The organism is Azospirillum brasilense, assembly GCF_022023855.1.
GTDB lineage: Bacteria > Pseudomonadota > Alphaproteobacteria > Azospirillales > Azospirillaceae > Azospirillum > Azospirillum brasilense_F.
This window is the reverse complement of the sequence record NZ_CP059452.1, coordinates 189,238-207,415: the sequence shown is the minus strand read 5'-3', so window position 1 is coordinate 207,415 and position 18,178 is coordinate 189,238. Positions and strand designations below refer to the sequence as shown.

Annotated in this window: 15 protein-coding genes; 3 read left to right on the top strand and 12 right to left on the bottom strand. The window is 70.1% G+C overall.

Annotated features, from left to right (window positions below; genetic code table 11):
• Window position 1: 1 nt before the first annotated feature.
• From H1Q64_RS27555 to H1Q64_RS27540, 4 genes are read right to left on the bottom strand one after another with little or no spacing between them, the layout of a single operon-like run.
• Complete coding sequence (locus H1Q64_RS27555) at window positions 2–904, bottom strand: DUF1839 family protein (protein ID WP_237907598.1); 903 nt, start codon at window positions 902–904, stop codon at window positions 2–4.
• 20 nt (window positions 905–924) lie between these two features.
• Complete coding sequence (locus H1Q64_RS27550; protein WP_419468877.1) at window positions 925–1,872, bottom strand: amino acid--[acyl-carrier-protein] ligase; 948 nt, start codon at window positions 1,870–1,872, stop codon at window positions 925–927.
• A gap of 17 nt (window positions 1,873–1,889) precedes the next feature.
• Window positions 1,890–3,101, bottom strand: a complete 1,212-nt coding sequence (locus tag H1Q64_RS27545) for an acyl-CoA dehydrogenase family protein (RefSeq protein WP_419468876.1) — start codon at window positions 3,099–3,101, stop codon at window positions 1,890–1,892.
• Window positions 3,098–3,427: an acyl carrier protein gene (locus H1Q64_RS27540; protein WP_419468875.1), complete on the bottom strand. Its 330-nt coding sequence runs from the start codon at window positions 3,425–3,427 to the stop codon at window positions 3,098–3,100. Before H1Q64_RS27540 ends, H1Q64_RS27545 begins: the two co-directional genes overlap by 4 nt.
• 223 nt (window positions 3,428–3,650) lie before the next feature.
• Between H1Q64_RS27540 and H1Q64_RS27535 the strand changes: the two genes are divergently transcribed.
• The 3 genes from H1Q64_RS27535 to H1Q64_RS27520 all read left to right on the top strand — a co-directional run bounded on the left by H1Q64_RS27535 (window position 3,651) and on the right by H1Q64_RS27520 (window position 8,875).
• Complete coding sequence (locus H1Q64_RS27535; RefSeq protein WP_237907596.1) at window positions 3,651–4,076, top strand: OsmC family protein; 426 nt, start codon at window positions 3,651–3,653, stop codon at window positions 4,074–4,076.
• A gap of 450 nt (window positions 4,077–4,526) precedes the next feature.
• Window positions 4,527–8,345 carry an autotransporter domain-containing protein gene (locus H1Q64_RS33910; protein ID WP_269145436.1) on the top strand — a complete coding sequence of 1,273 codons (3,819 nt, stop codon included), beginning with the start codon at window positions 4,527–4,529 and terminating at the stop codon, window positions 8,343–8,345.
• Window positions 8,346–8,359: 14 nt separating this feature from the next.
• Complete coding sequence (locus H1Q64_RS27520; RefSeq protein ID WP_237907595.1) at window positions 8,360–8,875, top strand: invasion associated locus B family protein; 516 nt, start codon at window positions 8,360–8,362, stop codon at window positions 8,873–8,875.
• Here H1Q64_RS27520 and H1Q64_RS33905 read toward each other — a convergent pair.
• From H1Q64_RS33905 to H1Q64_RS27475, 8 genes are all read right to left on the bottom strand, one after another.
• On the bottom strand, window positions 8,844–10,067 hold the full coding sequence (locus H1Q64_RS33905; RefSeq protein WP_269145435.1) for a tetratricopeptide repeat protein: 1,224 nt from the start codon (window positions 10,065–10,067) through the stop codon (window positions 8,844–8,846). The genes H1Q64_RS27520 and H1Q64_RS33905 overlap by 32 nt on opposite strands.
• Window positions 10,068–10,072: 5 nt before the next feature.
• The gene (locus tag H1Q64_RS27505) at window positions 10,073–11,653 is read right to left on the bottom strand and encodes a tetratricopeptide repeat-containing sulfotransferase family protein (protein ID WP_237907594.1); all 1,581 of its coding nucleotides are present in this window, start codon (window positions 11,651–11,653) and stop codon (window positions 10,073–10,075) included.
• Window positions 11,654–11,960: 307 nt separating this feature from the next.
• Window positions 11,961–12,776: an enoyl-CoA hydratase gene (locus H1Q64_RS27500; protein WP_237907593.1), complete on the bottom strand. Its 816-nt coding sequence runs from the start codon at window positions 12,774–12,776 to the stop codon at window positions 11,961–11,963.
• Between the two features lie 31 nt (window positions 12,777–12,807).
• Window positions 12,808–13,890, bottom strand: coding sequence for an ABC transporter ATP-binding protein (locus H1Q64_RS27495; RefSeq protein ID WP_237907592.1), 1,083 nt, complete (start codon window positions 13,888–13,890; stop codon window positions 12,808–12,810).
• A complete protein-coding gene (locus tag H1Q64_RS27490) occupies window positions 13,887–15,680 on the bottom strand; it encodes an ABC transporter permease (protein WP_237907591.1) in 1,794 nt (597 codons plus the stop codon). The genes H1Q64_RS27495 and H1Q64_RS27490 overlap by 4 nt, the downstream gene beginning before the upstream one ends.
• 156 nt (window positions 15,681–15,836) lie before the next feature.
• The gene (locus H1Q64_RS27485; protein WP_237907590.1) at window positions 15,837–16,892 is read right to left on the bottom strand and encodes an ABC transporter substrate-binding protein; all 1,056 of its coding nucleotides are present in this window, start codon (window positions 16,890–16,892) and stop codon (window positions 15,837–15,839) included.
• A 68-nt stretch (window positions 16,893–16,960) separates the two neighbouring features.
• Entirely contained in the window at window positions 16,961–17,731 is a 771-nt protein-coding gene (gene fabG, locus H1Q64_RS27480) for a 3-oxoacyl-ACP reductase FabG (protein WP_237907589.1), read from the bottom strand.
• Window positions 17,728–18,177, bottom strand: a complete 450-nt coding sequence (locus tag H1Q64_RS27475) for a MaoC family dehydratase (protein WP_014242262.1) — start codon at window positions 18,175–18,177, stop codon at window positions 17,728–17,730. The genes fabG and H1Q64_RS27475 overlap by 4 nt, the downstream gene beginning before the upstream one ends.
• Window position 18,178 lies beyond the last annotated feature (1 nt).

Below are 18,178 nucleotides of genomic sequence, written 5' to 3'. Positions count from 1 at the left end.
GTCACCCACAGCTACGGGCCAGCGCGCCGAGCGCGCGGTCGTAGGCGCGCTCCATCGCCTCCAGCGGCTCCGAGTGATCGCCGAACCGCCGCCGGTGCACGCCGCGCGCGAGCTGGAACTGGAGCGCCTTGGCGGTCGCGGAAAGGGTGGCGCAGGCCTCCGCCGCGTCCGCCGGCCCGCCGATCCAGCGCGCATACATCCCCAGAAGCTCGAAATTCGCCCCGACCTGCCGCAGCGTGTTGAAGGCGTAGAGGTGGAAATAGTCCATCGGCCGGGCGGCCAGAACCTCCAGATGCTCCGGCAGCGCGGCTCGGAAGGCGGTGATGGGGTTTCCCGCCGGGCGACGGCGCAGATGGAGGGACAGCAGCCCGCGGGACGCGCCCATCAGGACCTCCCCCTCCAAGGCCGGGCCGCTGCGCTTCACGAACTCCACGTAGGGGAACAGTGGAGCGGGGGCGAACAGGCCGTCGTAGTCCTCCCCTTCCAGCATGAAGCGCCCGGCATTGTGGATGTAGTCCAGCCGCCGCACACCCGCGTCGATGCCGAGGATCGCGATGGTCGTCTTGACGTGCTGCGCGCGATACGACGTTCCACGGGTGTCCGGGAGGTGATAGCCGTCCACCTCGACCAGCACGGGACGCCCGCGCGCCACCTGCACCGCCGCGTGAGCCTCCACCCGGTCGTAGAGGGCGAGTTCCTGCACCTCCAGCCCGTAGAGGCGGCGCAGGTCTTCCGGCGGCACCTTGAAGAAGGTGAACTGGTCGCCTTCGAAATCCTGGGCGACGGTGAAGGCCAGGGAGGCCATCGGCTCCATCCCCAACGCCCGCAGCAGCCCGATCCACAGGTCGGTGTAGCAGTTGGTCTCCGCCCAGTCGCGGTCCGGCCTGTCGAGCGGATGCGCCATGCCCGGCCTCCCCTGCCCGCTCAACCCCAGAGAGCGGCGCGCACGGCGGCGGGCCACGCTTTCACGTCGAAGCCATGATGGCGGAACAGCGCCAGCGCGACCCGCTCCATCCCGAAGCCGACACAGGCCGTATGGGCGACCGCGCCGTCCGGGGTGCGAAGATCCCACAGCAGCCCGAAATGATCCTGGTGGTAATTGAAGCTGAGGCAGGCGGTGGGCTGCTCCGCCGACGCGATGGGGATCAGCAGTTCGAATTTCAGGCCCTGGTCGCGCTGGCTGGCCGCCAGCATCCGCCCGGCCCGCCCGAAGAAGGGGTCGTTCGCCAGATCGACGGCCACCGGCAGGGCCAGCGATTCCATCAGCGCCCGCCCCCGCTCCACCCAGCTTTGCCGGAAGCCCATCACCTGCTCCGGCGTGCCGACGCACACATATTCGCGCATCCGGAACATCTGCATCCGCGCCGGGTCCAGCGACGGTTCATGGCGGAAGCAGTAGGAATAGACGTCGACCAACGCGCCATCGGCGGGCAGCGGCCCGCGCTCCGCGATGGTGGGGTAGACGGGGTAACAGGCGGCGGGGGTCAGGACGACGTTGGTCGCCATCTGGGCGTCGGTCCACTCCTCCCCCTCCTCCAGCCGGCGCAACAGGGATTGATGGGCGCGCTCATCGCCCTTGAAGGCGTGGACGGTACCGGCCAGATGCGGAAAGCTCTTCAGATAGCCGCTCTGTTCGAACTGATGGCGGGCAACTCCCGGAGGGAAGCGCATGACGTCCGCCCCGTCTTCGCCGCCCCAGGTGGTGATCAGGTCGTTGAAGCGCTCCACGACGTCCTCGAAGACGCCGCTGCGGCCATAAAGCCCATCGACCCCCGTGGGGATCAGCAGCCCGACCGCAATCAGCGCGTCGCGGAACGCCGCTTGCCCATTCTCCACCGGTGTGCCCTCTGCCCGCATGTCCATCCGCCGCATTCCGTTCCGAGAAAGCCTCAGCCGAAGAGAGAACCGTTGTCCCTGTGCGCCAGCAGCAGGTTCGCCGTGTTGCCCAGGATCCGGTCGTTGTTGATCATCAGCGGCGCCGAGTGGGCGTCGCGCAGGTGGCGGCCCAGGCTGTGGGGGCTGTCGTTGCGGTAGGCGGCCAAGCCGCCGGCCAGCATCGCCTGCCCCACGATCCGCACCACCATCTCCGCCGCTTCGGTCTTCAGCGTGTTCATGGCGACCGCGAAGCCCAGGGAGGTGAGGCGGTCGGGATTGTCCGCCGCCTCCTCGAACCGGGCGAGCGCACCGCGCACCATGCCGCGCATGGCCTGGAGCCCGGCGGTCGCCTCGGCCAGCCGCCGCGCCCCCGGCGGCGGGGTGCCGGGACGCTTGCGCGCCTCCGCCCGGATGAAGGCGGCGGCCCGCGCCACCGCATCCGTCGCGATGCCCAGCCAGACGCTGCTCCATAGGATGTGGGTCACCGGTAGCATGGTGCGGGCTGAGATGTCGGCGTAGGGCAGCGGCAGGATCTGCGCCCGCTCCGCCTCCGCCACCAGCCGGTAGCCGACGCTGCGGGTGCCCCGCATGCCCAGCGTGTCCCAGCCGCCGATCTCCTCCAAGTGGGTCTGCCCGCGCAGCACCGGAACGATGACCTGATCGGAGGGCGGCGAGTCCGCCGTTCGCCGCGCCGTCACCAGGATCGCATCGGCCTCCATCCCGTAGGATATGACCGTCGCCTGCTTTTCCAGCCGGAAGGCACCGCCTGTCTCGCCCTCCACCGTGCCGGTCACCGCGCAGGCGCTGGAGCGTACGTCCCCGCCGATCCCGGCCTCGGTCGTCGCGGAGGCGAGAAGAAGCTGCTCCCCGGCCAACCGCTCCAGGAAGCCACGATGCCAGTCGCTGCCCTGCCCATGGCGCACGAGGCAGGCCACTTGGATCTGGTGCATGGCGTAGATCAGCCCGGTGGACGGGCATGTCTGGGCCAGCGCGTGGGCCACCGCCGCGGCGTCGGTCAGACCGCCACCGCCGCCACCGAAGGCCCGCGGCACCATCAGGCCGAGCAGCCGTGCATCGCGCAAAGCGGCGAAGGCTTCAGCGGGAAAGCGCGCCTCGCGGTCCACACTGTCGGCATGGCGCCCGGCGATGGCGGCGGCCTCGGACGCGGCTCCGGCGGCAGCCTCGGCCGCCATGGCAGGCAGGCTGTCCGGCGCGGGAGCCTTCATCCGGCCCCCATCCCGCCCGGCGCGCCGTCCAGCAGGCCAGCGACCGCGGAACGGATCGCCGCGATGCTCTCGAAGGTGCGGCGGCGCAGCAGATGTTCCGGGAATTCGACGCCGTAGCGCTCCTCCAGCGCCAGCATCAGGTTCACTGACCCGTGGGAGGTCAATCCGGCGGAGTAGAGATCATCCTCGTCGGACAGGGTGGAGGCGTCGGTGGCCAGCCAGCCGCTGTCGGCCAGAAGCGCCCGGATGTCGGCGGCGCTGACCACCGGGGCATCGCCGCCCCGTGGCGCTGTTCCAGCCGCGATCTGCCAATCCGGTTGGCGCATGCTCATTCCTCCTACCCCCATTCAACCTCTGGCTTTCCCAGTGCCGGGACAACGCCACAAAACCTTAATTGTTCTGCGCCTTCCTCTGCTTTTCCGTATGCCCTGGGTGCTTTTCGGATGCCAAACGCTCCTCTTGCTTAACTCCTGTGGCGATTGCCGTTCCTCCGGTTGGCTCTAACTTGAGCGGTGGTTCGTCCAACAATCACAGGATCGGGAGATCACCATGGCTGTGCGGCAATCGGATGCGGAATGGCGCGGCAACCTCGCCCAGGGCTCGGGCACCATGCGGCTGGGCAGCGGCGCGTTCGAAGGCGCCTACTCCTTTCCGTCGCGCTTCGAGAACGGCACCGGCACCAACCCGGAGGAGCTGATCGCCGCCGCCCATGCCGGCTGCTTCTCCATGGCGCTGTCCGCCGGCCTGTCCAAGGCCGGGCACACGCCGACGCGTGTGCACACCACCGCCCGCGTCCACCTCGACAAAGCCGGCGATGGGTTCGCCATCACGAAGATCGAACTGGACTGCGAGGCCGAGATTCCCGGCATCGACGCCGAGACCTTCCGCCAGCAGGCCGAAGGGGCGAAGAAGAACTGCCCGGTGTCCAAGGCGCTGACCGGAACGGAGATCACCCTGAACGCCCGGCTCCTCTGATCGCATCCGGACCGGCGGCCTGCGAAGGCGCAGCGACCGCCGGGCCGGCACCGCTCCACCCATTAACCTCCGGTGTGGGAATTTGCCACATCGACACGGCCGAAGCGGGGCTGCGGTCCGATGTGAATACGGTTTTTGACAATTTTCTGCATTTTCAAATCAGCCCATTCTTGAAATCGTTAATTGAGAACACGCCAACATTCCGCAAAACCTGACTAAACCTGCCCACTCCCCAACGGACGAGACCACATTTCAACCTTCACTATGCAAGTATACATAAATTAACCAGCTCTTTTCCTGCATAATTTACAAGATTGGGTAAAAATCAAATCTCAAATTTTTATGCATTTGTATATTTTGTCTTGGCGACAAAGCGGCGCACCCGTTATGATCGAACGGTGTAAACCATTGGTCGTAACGCTTACACCCCGCTTGCAAGGTGAATCGCCCATGCCGCCGTCGCCGTCTCCCCTCGAGTCGCTCCGCCAAAGTCTGATGTCGGGCGGGCGCCTGCCGGCGATGGTCGCCGCCCCCATCGCGCTCGGCGTGTCGCTGGCCGCGAACGCGGCGCCGATGGACACGCTGTCGACGGTCCAGAACCAGACCTTTTATCCAACCGCCGGCAACATCCTCATCACCAGCACCGGCGGTGTGGTCGACAGTGGCACCGGCAACCAGTACACCGACCTGACCACCGGTGTGTGGGTCCAGTCGTCCGGCGGATGGACCCTGACCAACCAGGGCACGATCAAGATTTCGGTCGACACCAACTTCTATCAGGCCGACGGCATCTACGCTCAAACCTACGGCACCATCATCAATTCCGGATTGATCTCGGTGCCGAAGACCTACCACGGCATCCTCTTGGCGAACTCGGCGGGTTCGCTGACGTCGGTCATCGAAAACACCGGAACGATCATCGGCAATTGGTCCGCCATCGAAAGCTCCCACGCCCTCACCCTCACCAACGGGTCCCCGTCCAACAGCGCCGCGCTGATCAAAAACGTGCGGCCGACGACGGACCCCATGCAGACGGATTATGCGGCGGTCTCAGCCGCCTCCATTTCCAAGCAGTCCACCGTCACCAACTACGGCACGATCATCGGCACCGGCGACGTGCTGTCTGTCACCGGCCCGTCGACCATCGTCAACCACGGCACCATCGCTGCCGGAAGCGGTTTCAGCGCGATCAAGACCTTCGGCATCGGGGCGGGCAGCTTCATCAACCTGAAGGACGGCAGCGTGCTGGTCGGTGGCATCCAGGCCGGGGGACAAAACCAAGTCCTTCTTCTGGAGGGCGGCGGCACCCTGTCCGGGCCGGTCTCCGGCCTGACAACCCTCAACGTCAACGGAACGGAGTGGACGCTGGGCGGCGTGAGCACCGCCACCACCACGAACCTTCAGGCCGGCACGCTGCGCGTCAATGGCTCCCTCACCACCGGGTTGCAACTCGGCAGCGGCACGACGCTGACGGGCACCGGAACGGTCGTCGGCAACGTGACCAGCCCGTCCGGGACGACCGTGACCCCCGGCGGCTCCGGTGCGCTCGGCACCCTGACGGTCAGCGGCAACTACACGCAGCAGAGCGGCAGCACGCTGGCGATCCGGACAACCTCCTCCGCAGCCAGCAAGCTGGCCGTCACCGGCACCGCCACGGTCGGCGGCGACCTGTCCGTCACCTCCACCGGCGGCGGCTACGGCGACAGCACGACCTACACCATCGTGACCGCGACGGGTGGTGTGTCCGGCGCCTTCACCGCGATCACCGGCAGCGACGCGACGCTGACCCCGACGGCCACCTTCGACACGGCGAACAACCGGATTCAGCTCACCCTGACCAAGGTGACGCCGCAGCCCGAGCCCGAACCTGAGCCGGAGCCCAATCCGAACCCTAACCCGAATCCCAACCCCGATCCCAGCCCGACGCCGAACCCCAATCCCACGCCCACTCCGACGCCGACGCCGACGCCTCCGGCGACCGGCGTGATCGACACCAGCCGCCCCAGCTTCACCAACAGCGACGGCGCGGTCCAGGGCAACTCGGTCACCTTCGACGGCGGCACGTTGCGCCCGGCGTCGCCGCTGACCGTCGGACAGTCGGTCACCGTGACCAGCCAGGGCGGCACCATCGCCCCCAACGGCAGCACCGTCACCCTGGCCGGCGCTGTCGGCGGCAGCGGCGCGCTGGCCGCGTCCGGCTCCGGCGCGGTGGTCGTCTCCGGCCAGCTCGCCAACGCCGGCGGCCTGTCGGTCGGCGACGGCGCGGCGCTGACCATCGCCAAGAGCGGCGTGGTCGCGGGCGGCACGCTGGCCCTGAACAACGGCGGCAGCGCCACGGTCGGCGGCGTCGTGGCCGTCCCGGTGACGGTGGCCCGCGGCGGCGCCATGACCGTCGTCGAGGGCGGTGGCGTCGGCGGCACCCTGGCGGTGCAGGGCGGCACCCTGACCGTCGCCGCCTATGGCGCGGTCAACGGCGCGGTCACCGTGACGTCCGGCGGCAGCGCCACCCTGGCCGGCGCCGTCATGGCCCCGGTCACGGTGGGCGACGGCACCGTCACCGTGGCTGCCACCGGCATCACCGGCGCGGTCGATGTGGGGAATGGCGGTTCGGCGACCGTGAACGGCGTGGTCTCCGGCTCGCTGACCACCAGCGCCGGCTCGACCTTCAGCGGCGGCGGCACCGTCCGCGGCCCGGCCACGCTGGCCGGCACCGTTTCGCCGGGCAACTCCCCCGGCGTGCTAACCTTCCAGTCCGCGGTGACCCTGACCGGCACCAGCGTCCTGAACGCCGAGATCGACGGCCCGACCGCCGGCTTCGGCGCCGGCAACCACGACCAGATCCGGGTGCAGGGGGCGTCCTTCACGGCCGCCGGCACGCTGGCTCCGCTGCTGCGCGGCATCAGCGGCGACGCCACCAACGCCTACACCGCCACGCTGGGCCAGAGCTTCACCATCGTCCAGGCGGTCGGCGGCGTGACCGGCGGCTTCGCCGCCGTGACGCAGCCGGCGGCGGGGCTGGAGGCTGGCACCCGCTTCGACACGCTGTACGACGCCACCACCGTCCGGCTGGTGGTCACGCCGACCAACTACGCGGTCCGCGGCGGCACGCGCAATCAGCAGGCCGCCGGCGCGGCGGTGGACGCGCTGCGCCCGGCCGCCGGGGCGCGGCTGGAGGGCGTCGCCGCCCCGCTGTTCAGCGGCCTCTACGGCCTGCCGGGCAGCGGCATCGCCGGGGCGCTCGACCAGCTCTCGGGCAAGCTGCACGCCGACACGCTGGCCGCCGACCGCACCAGCCGCCGCCTGTTCGGCAGCGCGGTGGAGGGCCGCCTCTCGGCACTGCGCGGCGGCGCGGCATCCTTGTCCGGCGTCCGGCTGGCCGGTGGCGGCAACGGCACGCGCGCCGTCGGCGAGACGGGCGAAACCCGTGGGTCGGGCGGCGTGTGGGGCCAGCCGCTGGCGGCCTACAGCCGGACCGGCTCGGACGGCAACGCCGCCGGCACCACCGAGCGGATCGGCGGCTTCCTGCTCGGCGCCGACCACAGCTACGAGAACGGCGTGAGCGGCGGCGTGGCGCTCGGCTACCTGCGCAACCGCGTCACCTCGCGCGACGGGCTGGGCAAGGCCGACGTGGACAGCTATCAGGCGACGCTCTACGGCTCCTGGAGCCTGCGCGGCACGGCGGACAGCCCCTTTGTCGAGGGCGCCATCGGTTACGGCTACGCCAACTACGACGCCTCGCGCGGGATCGCCTTCGGCACGTTGGGCCAGGGCGCCAGCGGCAGCGCGGATGGTCATGATTTCTCCGTGGAGATCGCCGCCGGGCACCGCATGGCCTTCGCCGGGTCGGAGAGCGCCTGGATCGAGCCGCGGGCCGGCCTGCGCTTCGACCGCTTCACCCGCGAGGCGTTCCGCGAGTCCGGCGGCGGCGTGGCGCTGGACGTCGAGGCGGCGGGCTGGACCAGCCTGCGCAGCGCGGTCGGTGTGCGCGCCGGCACCAGCGTGACCGTGGGCGGCTGGCGCCTGCTGCCGAACGCCGCCCTGGCGTGGGAGCATGACTTCGCCGACGCCACGGCCTCCACCACCAACCGTCTGGGCGGGGTGGCCTTCACCGCCGACGCCAGCAAGCCGGGCCGCGACGCCCTGGTGATCGGTGCCGGGCTGGGCGTGGCGCTGGACGACCGGCTGACCGCCACCATCGGCGTCCAGGACGCGATCCGCGCCCGCGAGAATACGGTGTCGGCGACCGCCGGCCTGAAATGGAAGCTGTGAGGACTGGAACGGCGATGCGCAAGGCGATCATCATGGGGGCTCTGGCGGCGCTCCCCCTCCTCCTTACAGGCGGGGTGCCCGCCGGTGCGGTGGAGCCGGGCAAGACCTTCGGCGACTGGCAGACCGAATGCGAGACGCCCCCCGACGGCAAGCCGCGCTGCTTCCTGTCGCAGACCCGCGTGATGGAGAACAAGGAGGCCAAGCAGGCGACCCGCATCCTCAAGGCGTCGGTGGGCTATTTCGCCCCGGACGGCAAGGGGGTGATGGTCGTCATCCTGCCGCTGGGCGTCGATCTGCGCGCCGGGGCGGCGCTGACCATCGACGACGGCAAGCCGCTGCCGCTGACCTACCAGCAATGCATCCAGGACGGCTGCCTCGCCAACGCCCCGATGGACGAGGCGACACTGACCGCGCTGCGCCGCTCCAAGGGGGCGCAGATCGCCGTCCGTCCCTATGGCGGAACTCAGGCGGTGGCCTTCCCGATCTCCACCAAGGGCATCACCGACGGGCTGGCCGCCCTGAAGCCCTGAGTTTGCCTCCGGTCACGGCGGCGACGGCGCCGCGGATGGCCTCATCCCATTGTCCGGGGTCCCACCATCCGGGCGCCGGCTGCCGGTGCAGCGTGACGGTGGGATACCAGGGCGTGCCGCTACGGCCGAGCAGCCAACGCCAATCCGGCGCGCAGGGCAGCAGCACCGCGGTCGGACGCCCCATCGCCCCGGCCAGATGGGCGACGGCCGTGTCCACGCAGACCACGTGGTCGAGCTGCGCCAGCACCGCCATGGTGTCGGCGAAACTCTCCAGCTCCGGCCCCAGATCGACCAGCGGCGCCGCCCCGTAGTAGCGGGCGGCCTCGGCCTGCGCCGGCCCCTTCTGGAGCGACACCAGAACCGTTTTTTCCAGAGCGAAGAACGGCGCCAGCCGCGCGAGAGGCAGGGAGCGGTTGCGGTCGTTGCCATGGGTCGGGCGCCCCGCCCAGACCAGCCCGACGCGGTGGTAGCCGTGGGGGAGCAGCCCGTCCAGGCGATGCGTCCAGCGCTCCACCCGCTCCGGCTCGGCCCGCAGGCCGGGAAACGGCGGCGGAACGCTGTCGGGCCTCGTTCCGAACAGCCCCGGCAGGCTGGACAGCGCGGCGTGGGCGGCGAAGGGCGGCGCCTCCTCCCAGGCGGTGACGGTCCGGTGCCCGCCGGGAAGAGCGCGGATCACCGGAAGCATGTCCGGGCTGCACGCCACCACGAGATTCGGGCAGAGCGCCGCCGCCATCGGCAGGTAGCGCGCGAATTGGATGGTGTCGCCGAAGCCCTGGTCGGCGACCAGCAGCAGAGTGCCACCGGGCAAGACGCTGCCGTCCCAGGGTTTCGGGATGGCGTCCCCAAACCGCTTCAGAATGGCCGGCGGGACCGGCGGCGGCACGCCGGGAAGGCGCCAGCGCCATTCATACTCCCGCCAGCCTTCCTCCCATTGCCCGGAGAGCAGCAGCCCCTCCGCCAATTCGAAATGCGCCCCCGGCCAGTCCGGGCGGAGGCGGACGGCCCGCCGCTCGCAGGCGATGGACGCCTCGACCTCCAGCCGGTCGTAGAGAGCCAAGCCCAGATTGTACCAGCCCGCCGGATCGGAAGGATCGATGGTGACGGCGCGGCGGCCATGGGCGGCGGCCTCGTCCAGCCGGCCGTCGCGGCGGCGGATCTCGCACAGGTCGCTGTCGGATGGCGTTTTCGGCATCGCGGCTAAAGGCTGTAGCCCAGGCCGAGAATGACCGGCTCCAGGATCGGAACCACCGGCTTCAGCTGGTCCATATAGGCGCGGTAGCGGCCGACGGAGCGGCTGTAGAGCTTTTCCGCGACCTGGGCGTGGCTGGGCGTGCGGGCGTGGCGCCGGTTCTCCTCGAAGCGCAGGCAGCGCCGGTCGAAGCCCAGCCCGAGGAAGCCCAGCAACCGCCGCACCGCCGGTTCCGGCTCCCGCACCAGATCCTCGTAGCGCAACGGCAGGTAGCGCAGCGGCATTTCCCGCCGGTAATGCTCGACCAGATCGAACACCCGCAGGACGTGGCGGGCCGCCGTTTCGACAGCGTTGGCGCAGTGGAAGCCGTGGGTCAGGTTGGTGCCCATCATCGACAGCACGACGTCCAGGGGGTGGCGCAGCACATGAACCACCGGCGCTGAGGGGAACATCAGCGCGATCAAACCGAGATGCGTCTCGTTGAAGGGCATCTTGTCGGTGAACAGCGTGTGGCCGGGCTTGGCCGGAACCAGCTTGCGGGCGTGGCGCAGATAGGCGTCGCGCAGCCGCTCCAGCCCGTCGCGCTGGTCACCCATCCACAGCTCCGACAGCGCTTCGGGATAGCCGAGCGGGCTGCCCAGCGTCTGCGGCAGAGCCCGCACCACCGCGCCGAGCGAGGGCAGCTCGTCCCCCGCGGCGATGGCGGGATGGCAGGACAGGATCTGCTCGACCAGCGTGGTGCCGGACCGCGGGGCGCCGACGATGAAGACCGGCTGCGCTCCGGCGACGGGAGCGGCGGGCCGCGGCACCAGGCGCAGGCGCGGCGCCACGAAGAAGGTGGCGAGGCGCGCGATGAGGTCCACCGCCTCCTCCTCGCCGTAGCGGCGCCCGGCCTGCCGCAGCAGGGCCTTGCCGGCGGCGAAGGCGGCGAAGGCCTCATCGTGACGGCCCAGCCGGTCCAGGATGCGCCCCGTCTCCAACAGCGCGTCGGGGTCGGGGCCGCCATGACGGGCCGCCGAGGCGTCCAGGACGGCAAGCGCCCGTTCGCCGTCCCCTTGCCGGGCCAGCAGGGCCGCCGCGAAGGTGTCGGCGCCACGGTGGCCGGGGTCGAGCCGCCGGGCGCGCTCCACCAGCCGTTGCGCGGCGGATAGATCGCGGGCGGCGTCCTCGGTCTGCGCCCAGCCGTGCCAGGTCAGGGCGATGGACGGGTGCAGCGCCGCGGCCCGTCGGTAGATCCGTCGCGCCTCCTCCAGCCGGCCTTGCCGGGTCAGGCTCCAGGCGAGATTAGCGACCGTCGCGGCGTCCGGCGGCGCCAGGGCCAACGCCCGGCGGTAATGGAACTCGGCGGCCTGGGGCCGGTGGGTGTCGGCCAGCACCAGCGCCATCAGCGTGTGGGAGCGCGCATCCTCCGGCGCCAGCCGGACCGCGTTGCGGGCGTGAGGCTCGGCGTCGGCCGCGCGGCCGGTCTGGAACAGCCGCCCGGCCAGCTCCTGTGTCGCCGCGAGATCGTCGGGGGCGGCCCGCAACCGCCGCTCCAGCGCCACAACGTCGGGAGCGCCGCTCGGAAGGTCGTCGGGCGAGGTCGGCATGACAGGCGAGTCCCATGGCGGCTGAACGCCCGCATGGGCGCGTGGTGCGGCGCCAGGATAGTGAAGGGTGTGGATGGCGGCAAGGGCATCCCCTCTCCCCTCAGGGGAGAGGGTTTAGGGTGAGTGGGTTGCGCTTTTGCCGGACGTGTCGCCAGGCACATCCCCCTCACCGGCTCTCAGCGGATGCCAGAGGCATCCGCCTGCCGCCGTCAGCGCTGGCCTCTGGCCAGCGCGAGAGGCCCTGCGGGCCACCCTCTCCCCAGAGGGGAGAGGGTTATGAAGGCGAAATGCGATGGCTTTGACGCCCCTACCGCCCCACCCAGACCGGGCGGCGCTTCTCCAGGAAGGCCGCGATGCCCTCCTGATAGTCGGCGGAGAGGTAGCAAAGGCGCAGCAAGTCGGCGTCGCCGTCCGCCGGCAGCCCATGGTCGCGCCAGCGCCGCAACGCCTCGCGCGTCGTCCACAGGGTCAGCGGGGCGAGGCCCGCCAGTTCCTCGGCCAGCTCCTGGGTGCGGTCGGTAAGGTCATCGTCCGGTACGACGCCGCGCAGGGCACCGGCGCCGGCCAACTCGTCGGCGCTCAGCAGGCGGGCGCTGAAGATCATCTCCTTGGTCCGCGCGGTGCCGAGGATGGCGGCCAGCCGGGCGAGGTTCTTGATGCTCAGGCAGTTGCCGACCGTGCGGGCGATGGGAAAGCCGAAGCGCACCGACGGCGTGGCGATGCGCACGTCGCAGCAGGCGGCGAGCAGCGCCCCCTCCCCCACGCAGGCGCCGGCCAGGGCGGCGATGGTGGGAACGCGCACCGCCTCCAGCGCCATCGCCGCGGTTTCCGCACGGTCCTCCAGGATCGTGTAATCCTCCGGCGTCTTGACGCTCTGCAGGCAGGACAGGTCGGCGCCGGCCATGAAGGCGGGCTTGTCGCCGGCCGCACCGGTCAGCACCAGTGCCTTCACCGCCGGGTCTGCGTCGACCTCCCGGCAGATTTCGATCAGCCGGTCCTCCATCCAGGGGGTGATGGCGTTGCGCGCCTTGGGCCGGTTGAAGATCACCCACTGGACGGCGCCGCGCCGCTCGGTCAGGATTTCAGGCAAGGCGCCGGCCTCGCCGGTCGTGGCGATGGTCATCGTTCGGAACTCTCTTTGGTTCAGGCGGCGTTCAGGCCGCCGGCCCGAGGATCTGACAGGATCCGATGGGAAGAAGCGCCGTCACCACGCTGCCCGGAGCGAAGCTCTGCGCGGGCGGAATGAAGGCGCGCAGCGTCCGGCCGCCCCCCAGATCCACCAGCACGTCGCGGTACTCGCCCAGATAGGCGGAGCGCTGGACCGTGCCGGACAGCACGTTGCAGCCCTCGGTGGGCACCCCCGTCTCCTCGGCGCCGAACAGCCGGACCTGGGAGGGCCGCACGCACAGCGACACCGCCCCCCCGTGCGCCGCCCCGCTACGGTCCGGCGCGGTCAGCACATGGCCGCCGACGCGGATGGCGCCGCTGCCCTCGCTGGTCCCGGCCAGCTCGTTGTTGGCGCCGATGAAGGTGGCGACGAAGGCGTTGGACGGCCGCTCGAAGATGTCCTCCGGCGAGCCGAGTTGCTGGAGGTGGCCGGACTTCATGACGGCGATGCGGTCGGCGGTGACCAGCGCCTCCGACTGGTCGTGGGTGACGTAGACGGTGGTCAGGCCCAGCAGGTCATGGACCTGCCGGATCTCGAACCGCATCTCCTCGCGCAGATGGGCGTCGAGGTTGGACAGCGGCTCGTCGAGCAGGAGGATGCGCGGCTCCACCGCCAGCGCGCGGGCCAGCGCCACGCGCTGCTGCTGGCCGCCCGACAGCTCCGACGGGTAGCGGTCGCGCAACGCCTCCAACCGGACGGTGCGCAGCGTGCGGTCCAGCCGCTCGGCGATCTCCGCCTTGGGCAGGCGGCGGATGGCGAGGCCGAAGGCCACATTCTCCGCCACTGTCTTGTGCGGCCACACCGCGTAGTTCTGGAAGACCAGGGAGATGCCGCGCTTTTCCGGCGGCAACACCCCGCGCGCCGAGGACAGCAGCACGTCGTCGGCCCAGATCTCGCCCTCCGTCGGCGCCTCGAACCCGGCGAGGAGCTGGAGCGTGGTCGACTTGCCGCAGCCCGACGGGCCGAGCAGGGCCAGCAGCGTGCCGTTGGGGACCTGCAGGTCGATGCCGTGCAGCGCGGTGTAGGTGCCGAAGGACTTGCGGAGGTTCTTGATGCGGATCCCGCTCATGTGGGGAGAACTCCTTCCGCCGGGGCGGTTTTACGGCCGGTTTTGCGGGACGTGCGGCGCACGGTGGTCAGGCGCGTCAGGGGACCGGCGGCGGCCACCAGCGCCAGCGTGATGAGGAGGAGAAGGACGCTCATGGCGCAGACGGCCTCGTAATTGCCGCCGTCCTTGGCGTTGTAGATCAGGGTGGTCATCACGTTGGTCTTGGGCGTGATGAGGAAGACCGCCACCGATAGCTCGCGGATGATCGGGATGAAGACCAGGAACCAGCCCGACAGCAGCCCGCCACCCATCAGCGGGATGGTGATCGACAGGAAGGTCCGCCCCTCTCCGGCGCCCAGGCTGCGGGCGGCGCGCTCCAGCTCCGGCCCGATGCCCTTGAGGATCGACCCGCCATGGGCGTAGGCGATGGGCAGGAAGGTCGCCGCGAAGGCCGCCACCAGCAGAAGCGGCGTGCCGTAGAGATTCAGCGGCGCCCGCGTGTAGGCGGCGAAAAAGCCGACCGACATGACGATGCCGGGGATGATGATGGGAACGGTCGTCACCGCGCCGAACAGGCTGGCGCCGAACACCATCCGCCGCTCCACGATGTAGGCGACCACGGTGCCGAGCATCACGCACAGCGTCGCGGCGAGCGTCGAGAACAGCAGCGAGTTGACGATGGCGGTGTGCGTCTCCGAATTGCCGAACAGCGCCCACCAGTACCAGTGCAGCGACAGGTTCTCCCACGACAGGCCCTGGCCCCAGGCGCGGGTCAGCGACACCAGCAGCAGCGCCGCATAGGGCAGGAAGACCGAGACCAGCGGCAGCAGCAGGGCGGCGCCGAAGGCCGGCCAGCGGGCGGCACCCAGCGCGATCCGCCGCCCCGCTCGGCTCTTGCCGGAGATGGTGACGAACTGCTTGCGGCCCAGGATGCGGCGGCGCATCCAGAACAGCATGGCGGTGACCAGCAGCAGCGGCATGCAGTAGGCAGCGGCCATATAAATTTCTGGCGGGAAGAGCTGGTAGAACTCGGCCAGCTTGGTCGTCACCACCGGGATGCCGGTCGGCGTCAGCAGGAAGGCCGGGACGCCGAACAGCGTCAGCCCCTGGATGAAGGACAGGATGAAGCTGGCGATCACCGCCGGGGTGACCAGCGGGATGGTGATGCTGAGCATGGTGCGCAGCGTGCCGGAGCCCAGCGTGGCGGCGGCGTCCTCAAGCTCCACGGCCATCTCGTCAAGCGCGCTCGATACCATGGTGAAGCTGTAGGGGACGGTGTAGATGCCGCAGATGAAGATCGCCCCGGTCATCGAGTAGATGTTCAGCAGCGGCCCCGCCTCCGCCCCGGCGAGCGAGCGCCACAGCGTGTTCAACCAGCCGGAATTGGGGGCCGCCAGCAGAATCCAGCCGGTCGCCCCGATGAAGGACGGGGTGACGAAGGCGGTCAGCGTCAGCACACGGATGGTGCGGCGGAACGGCAGGTCGGTCCGCGACACCAGCCAGGCCAGCGGCACGCCGATGCCGACCGCGATCACCGCCGTCGCCACGGCGAGGACCAGCGAATTGAACAGCGGTTCCAGAAGCTCCGCCGACTGGAAGATCCGCGCGTAGTTGCCGAGCGTCCAGGCGCCGGTCAGGTCGTCGTGGAAGCTGTTGTTGAGAACCCAGCCGAAGGGCAGGACCACCAGCAGGAAGAGAAGTAGGGCGACGGCGCCGAAGACCACGGTCCTGGCGAGCGGCACGCGGGCCATCGCCGGGCGCGCGATCGCCGCGGCTGCGCTGTCTGGGCTGTCCGTTGAAATGACCCCCATAGGGTCCGCCTCCATTGTCCGTACTATCCCTCGCCCCTCCGGGGAGAGGGTGGCGCCAAAGGCGCCGGGTGAGGGGGTTGCGCGTGGCGGCACGTCCGGCACAAGCGCAACCCCCTCACCCTAACCCTCTCCCCAGGGGGGAGAGGGGATATGATGTCAGCGCACCAGTTCCTTCCACTTGGCGATGCCTTCCGCGACCTCCGGGCCGAGGTCGTCGCCGGTGTTGCGGGTCCACTTCAACTGGTCCAGCGACCGCCCCTCCGCCCAGGGCACGTCCTTGCGCAGCGTCGGCCAGTAGTTCTTCTGGAGGATCATCGACACCTCCGTGGAGTAGAGGAAGTTGGTGAACAGCCGGGCGGCGTTCGGGTGCGGGGCCTTCGCCAGGATGCCGGTGACGCCCAGGTTCAGGATGGCGTCGTCGGCCGGCGCCACCACGTCGATGGGATTGCCGGCGGCCTTCTGGGTCAGCGTGTAGCTGAAGGGCGCGCCGGAGCCGACGACCCGCTCACCCGCCAGGATGTCGGTCACGGTGTCGACGTTGGACTGGCCGACCTTCGGCTTCTGCTTGCCGAAGGCGCGCAGGAAGTCGTCGCCGTACTTGCGGCGGATGGCAACCACCCAGTTCGCCACGTCGCCGGAGAAGGCCGGGCTGCCGGTGGTGATCTTGCCCTGCCACTGGTCCTCCAGCAGCGCCTGCCAGCTGGCCGGCGGGGTCTGGACCTTGCCCGGCGCGTAGTTGATGCTGGTCAGGCTGATGGCGCCGACATGGAACATCTTGTCGGGGTCGAGGGTGCGGAAGGCGTCCGGAATGTGCACCCCGTCCACCGGCTCGAAGGGCGCCAGCGCGCCGATCTTCTTCAGCTCCGTGTAGTGCAGCATGTTGGTGGTGCCGAGGGAGTCGCACTCGTGGACGCCGCTCTGCAGCTCCATGCGCAGGCGGGTGTAGACGGTCTGCGAGGCCTGGCGGAGCAGGTTCACCTCGATGCCCGGATACTTGGCCTTGAAGGCGTCGCGGATCGCCTCCATCGTCTGCTGCTCGTAGGAGCCCCAGTAGAGGGTTAGGGCGCCTTCCTTCTTCGCGGCGGCGTAGAGCGGGTCGTCCGCCGCCGACGCGATGCGCGAGAAGGCGGTGCCGGCCAGCCCGCCGGTCACCAGGGCGGTGCCGACGAGTCCGCCGGTCTGGAGAAGGCGGCGGCGCGAGAATTCCATCATGTTGCCAATCCCTGTCTTGTTGTTGCGGTACCGCCGTTTCGGCGTCGTTCTTCGTTCTTGAGCGGAAATCAGTAGTCGCCGGTGGTCGCCCCACCGTCGGCGACGATGGTCTGGCCGGTGACGTAGGCCGCGTCGTCGGACGCCAGGAAGGCGACGACGGCGGCGATCTCCGCCGGCTTGCCCAGGCGCCCGATGGGCGTCTTCTCCAGCCATTGCGAGCGCACCGCGTCGGGCACGCCCTCGACGATGGCGGTTTCCACGACCCCCGGAGCTACGGCGTTGACCAGGATGCCGCGGCGCGCGCCTTCCAGGGCAGCGGTGCGGGTCAGCCCGACCACCCCGGCCTTGGAGGCGGAGTAGTTGGCCTGCCCGAAGGTCCCGAGGATCGCCGTGGAGGCGATGTTGACGATGCGCCCCCAGCCGCGGTCGCCGACCAGCCGGAAAGCCGTCTGGCATCCCAGCCACGTGCCGCGCAGGTTCACGTCGATGACGGCGCTCCATTCCGCGTCGGTCATCTTGGGCAGCGAGCGGTCGCGGACGATGCCGGCGACGTTGACCATGATGTCCACGCCCTGGAAAGCCTCGGGCAAGCCGGTAACGGCGGCGCCCCAGCTTTCCCGGTCGGCGACGTTCAGCGCGGTGGCGTGGGCCTGAGCTCCTTCGGCGCGCAGCGCGGCGGCGACACTCTCGGCGGCCTCCGCCCCGATGTCGGCGACGACGACCGCCGCCCCTTCCGCGGCCAGCCGCTCGCAGACGGCGCGCCCGATGCCGCCGCCGCCGCCGGTGACGAAGGCGACACGGCCGGCGAGGCGGCGGGGATAATGGGTGGCGGCACTCATGCCTGCGCCTCCTTGCGGGCGATGGAGAGCACGTCCTCGCCCTCCTGCACGGTCTCGCCGCGCTGGTTCTTCACGGTGATGGCGACGCGGACGATGCCGCGGTCGGGCTTGGAGGCGCTGGGACGGACCTCCGCCACCTCGGCCTCGTAATGCACGGTGTCGCCGGCGAAGACCGGACCGACGAAGCGGCGGCGCGTCTCCAGGAAGGCGAGGATCGCCCAGTCGTCGATGGCGGAGCGCAGCCCGGTGCTGAGCGAGTGGGTCAGCATGCCGTGGGCGATGGTCCGCCCGAAGCCGTTGGCCTTGGCCGCCTCGGCGTCCATGTGCAGCGGGTTGAAGTCGCCGGTCAGCCCGGCGAACCAGACGATGTGCGCCTCGGTGACGGTGACGCGCGAGGAGCGCGTCCGGTCGCCCGGCTTGATGTCGTCGAGATGGATGGCGGTCATG

Coding starts and splice junctions, on each gene's coding strand:
- H1Q64_RS27555 (WP_237907598.1), bottom strand. CDS start 904: ATGGCGCATCCGCTCGACAGGCCGGACCGCGACTGGGCGGAGACCAAC.
- H1Q64_RS27550 (WP_419468877.1), bottom strand. CDS start 1,872: ATGCGGCGGATGGACATGCGGGCAGAGGGCACACCGGTGGAGAATGGG.
- H1Q64_RS27545 (WP_419468876.1), bottom strand. CDS start 3,101: ATGAAGGCTCCCGCGCCGGACAGCCTGCCTGCCATGGCGGCCGAGGCT.
- H1Q64_RS27540 (WP_419468875.1), bottom strand. CDS start 3,427: ATGCGCCAACCGGATTGGCAGATCGCGGCTGGAACAGCGCCACGGGGC.
- H1Q64_RS27535 (WP_237907596.1), top strand. CDS start 3,651: ATGGCTGTGCGGCAATCGGATGCGGAATGGCGCGGCAACCTCGCCCAG.
- H1Q64_RS33910 (WP_269145436.1), top strand. CDS start 4,527: ATGCCGCCGTCGCCGTCTCCCCTCGAGTCGCTCCGCCAAAGTCTGATG.
- H1Q64_RS27520 (WP_237907595.1), top strand. CDS start 8,360: ATGCGCAAGGCGATCATCATGGGGGCTCTGGCGGCGCTCCCCCTCCTC.
- H1Q64_RS33905 (WP_269145435.1), bottom strand. CDS start 10,067: ATGCCGAAAACGCCATCCGACAGCGACCTGTGCGAGATCCGCCGCCGC.
- H1Q64_RS27505 (WP_237907594.1), bottom strand. CDS start 11,653: ATGCCGACCTCGCCCGACGACCTTCCGAGCGGCGCTCCCGACGTTGTG.
- H1Q64_RS27500 (WP_237907593.1), bottom strand. CDS start 12,776: ATGACCATCGCCACGACCGGCGAGGCCGGCGCCTTGCCTGAAATCCTG.
- H1Q64_RS27495 (WP_237907592.1), bottom strand. CDS start 13,890: ATGAGCGGGATCCGCATCAAGAACCTCCGCAAGTCCTTCGGCACCTAC.
- H1Q64_RS27490 (WP_237907591.1), bottom strand. CDS start 15,680: ATGGGGGTCATTTCAACGGACAGCCCAGACAGCGCAGCCGCGGCGATC.
- H1Q64_RS27485 (WP_237907590.1), bottom strand. CDS start 16,892: ATGATGGAATTCTCGCGCCGCCGCCTTCTCCAGACCGGCGGACTCGTC.
- fabG (WP_237907589.1), bottom strand. CDS start 17,731: ATGAGTGCCGCCACCCATTATCCCCGCCGCCTCGCCGGCCGTGTCGCC.
- H1Q64_RS27475 (WP_014242262.1), bottom strand. CDS start 18,177: ATGACCGCCATCCATCTCGACGACATCAAGCCGGGCGACCGGACGCGC.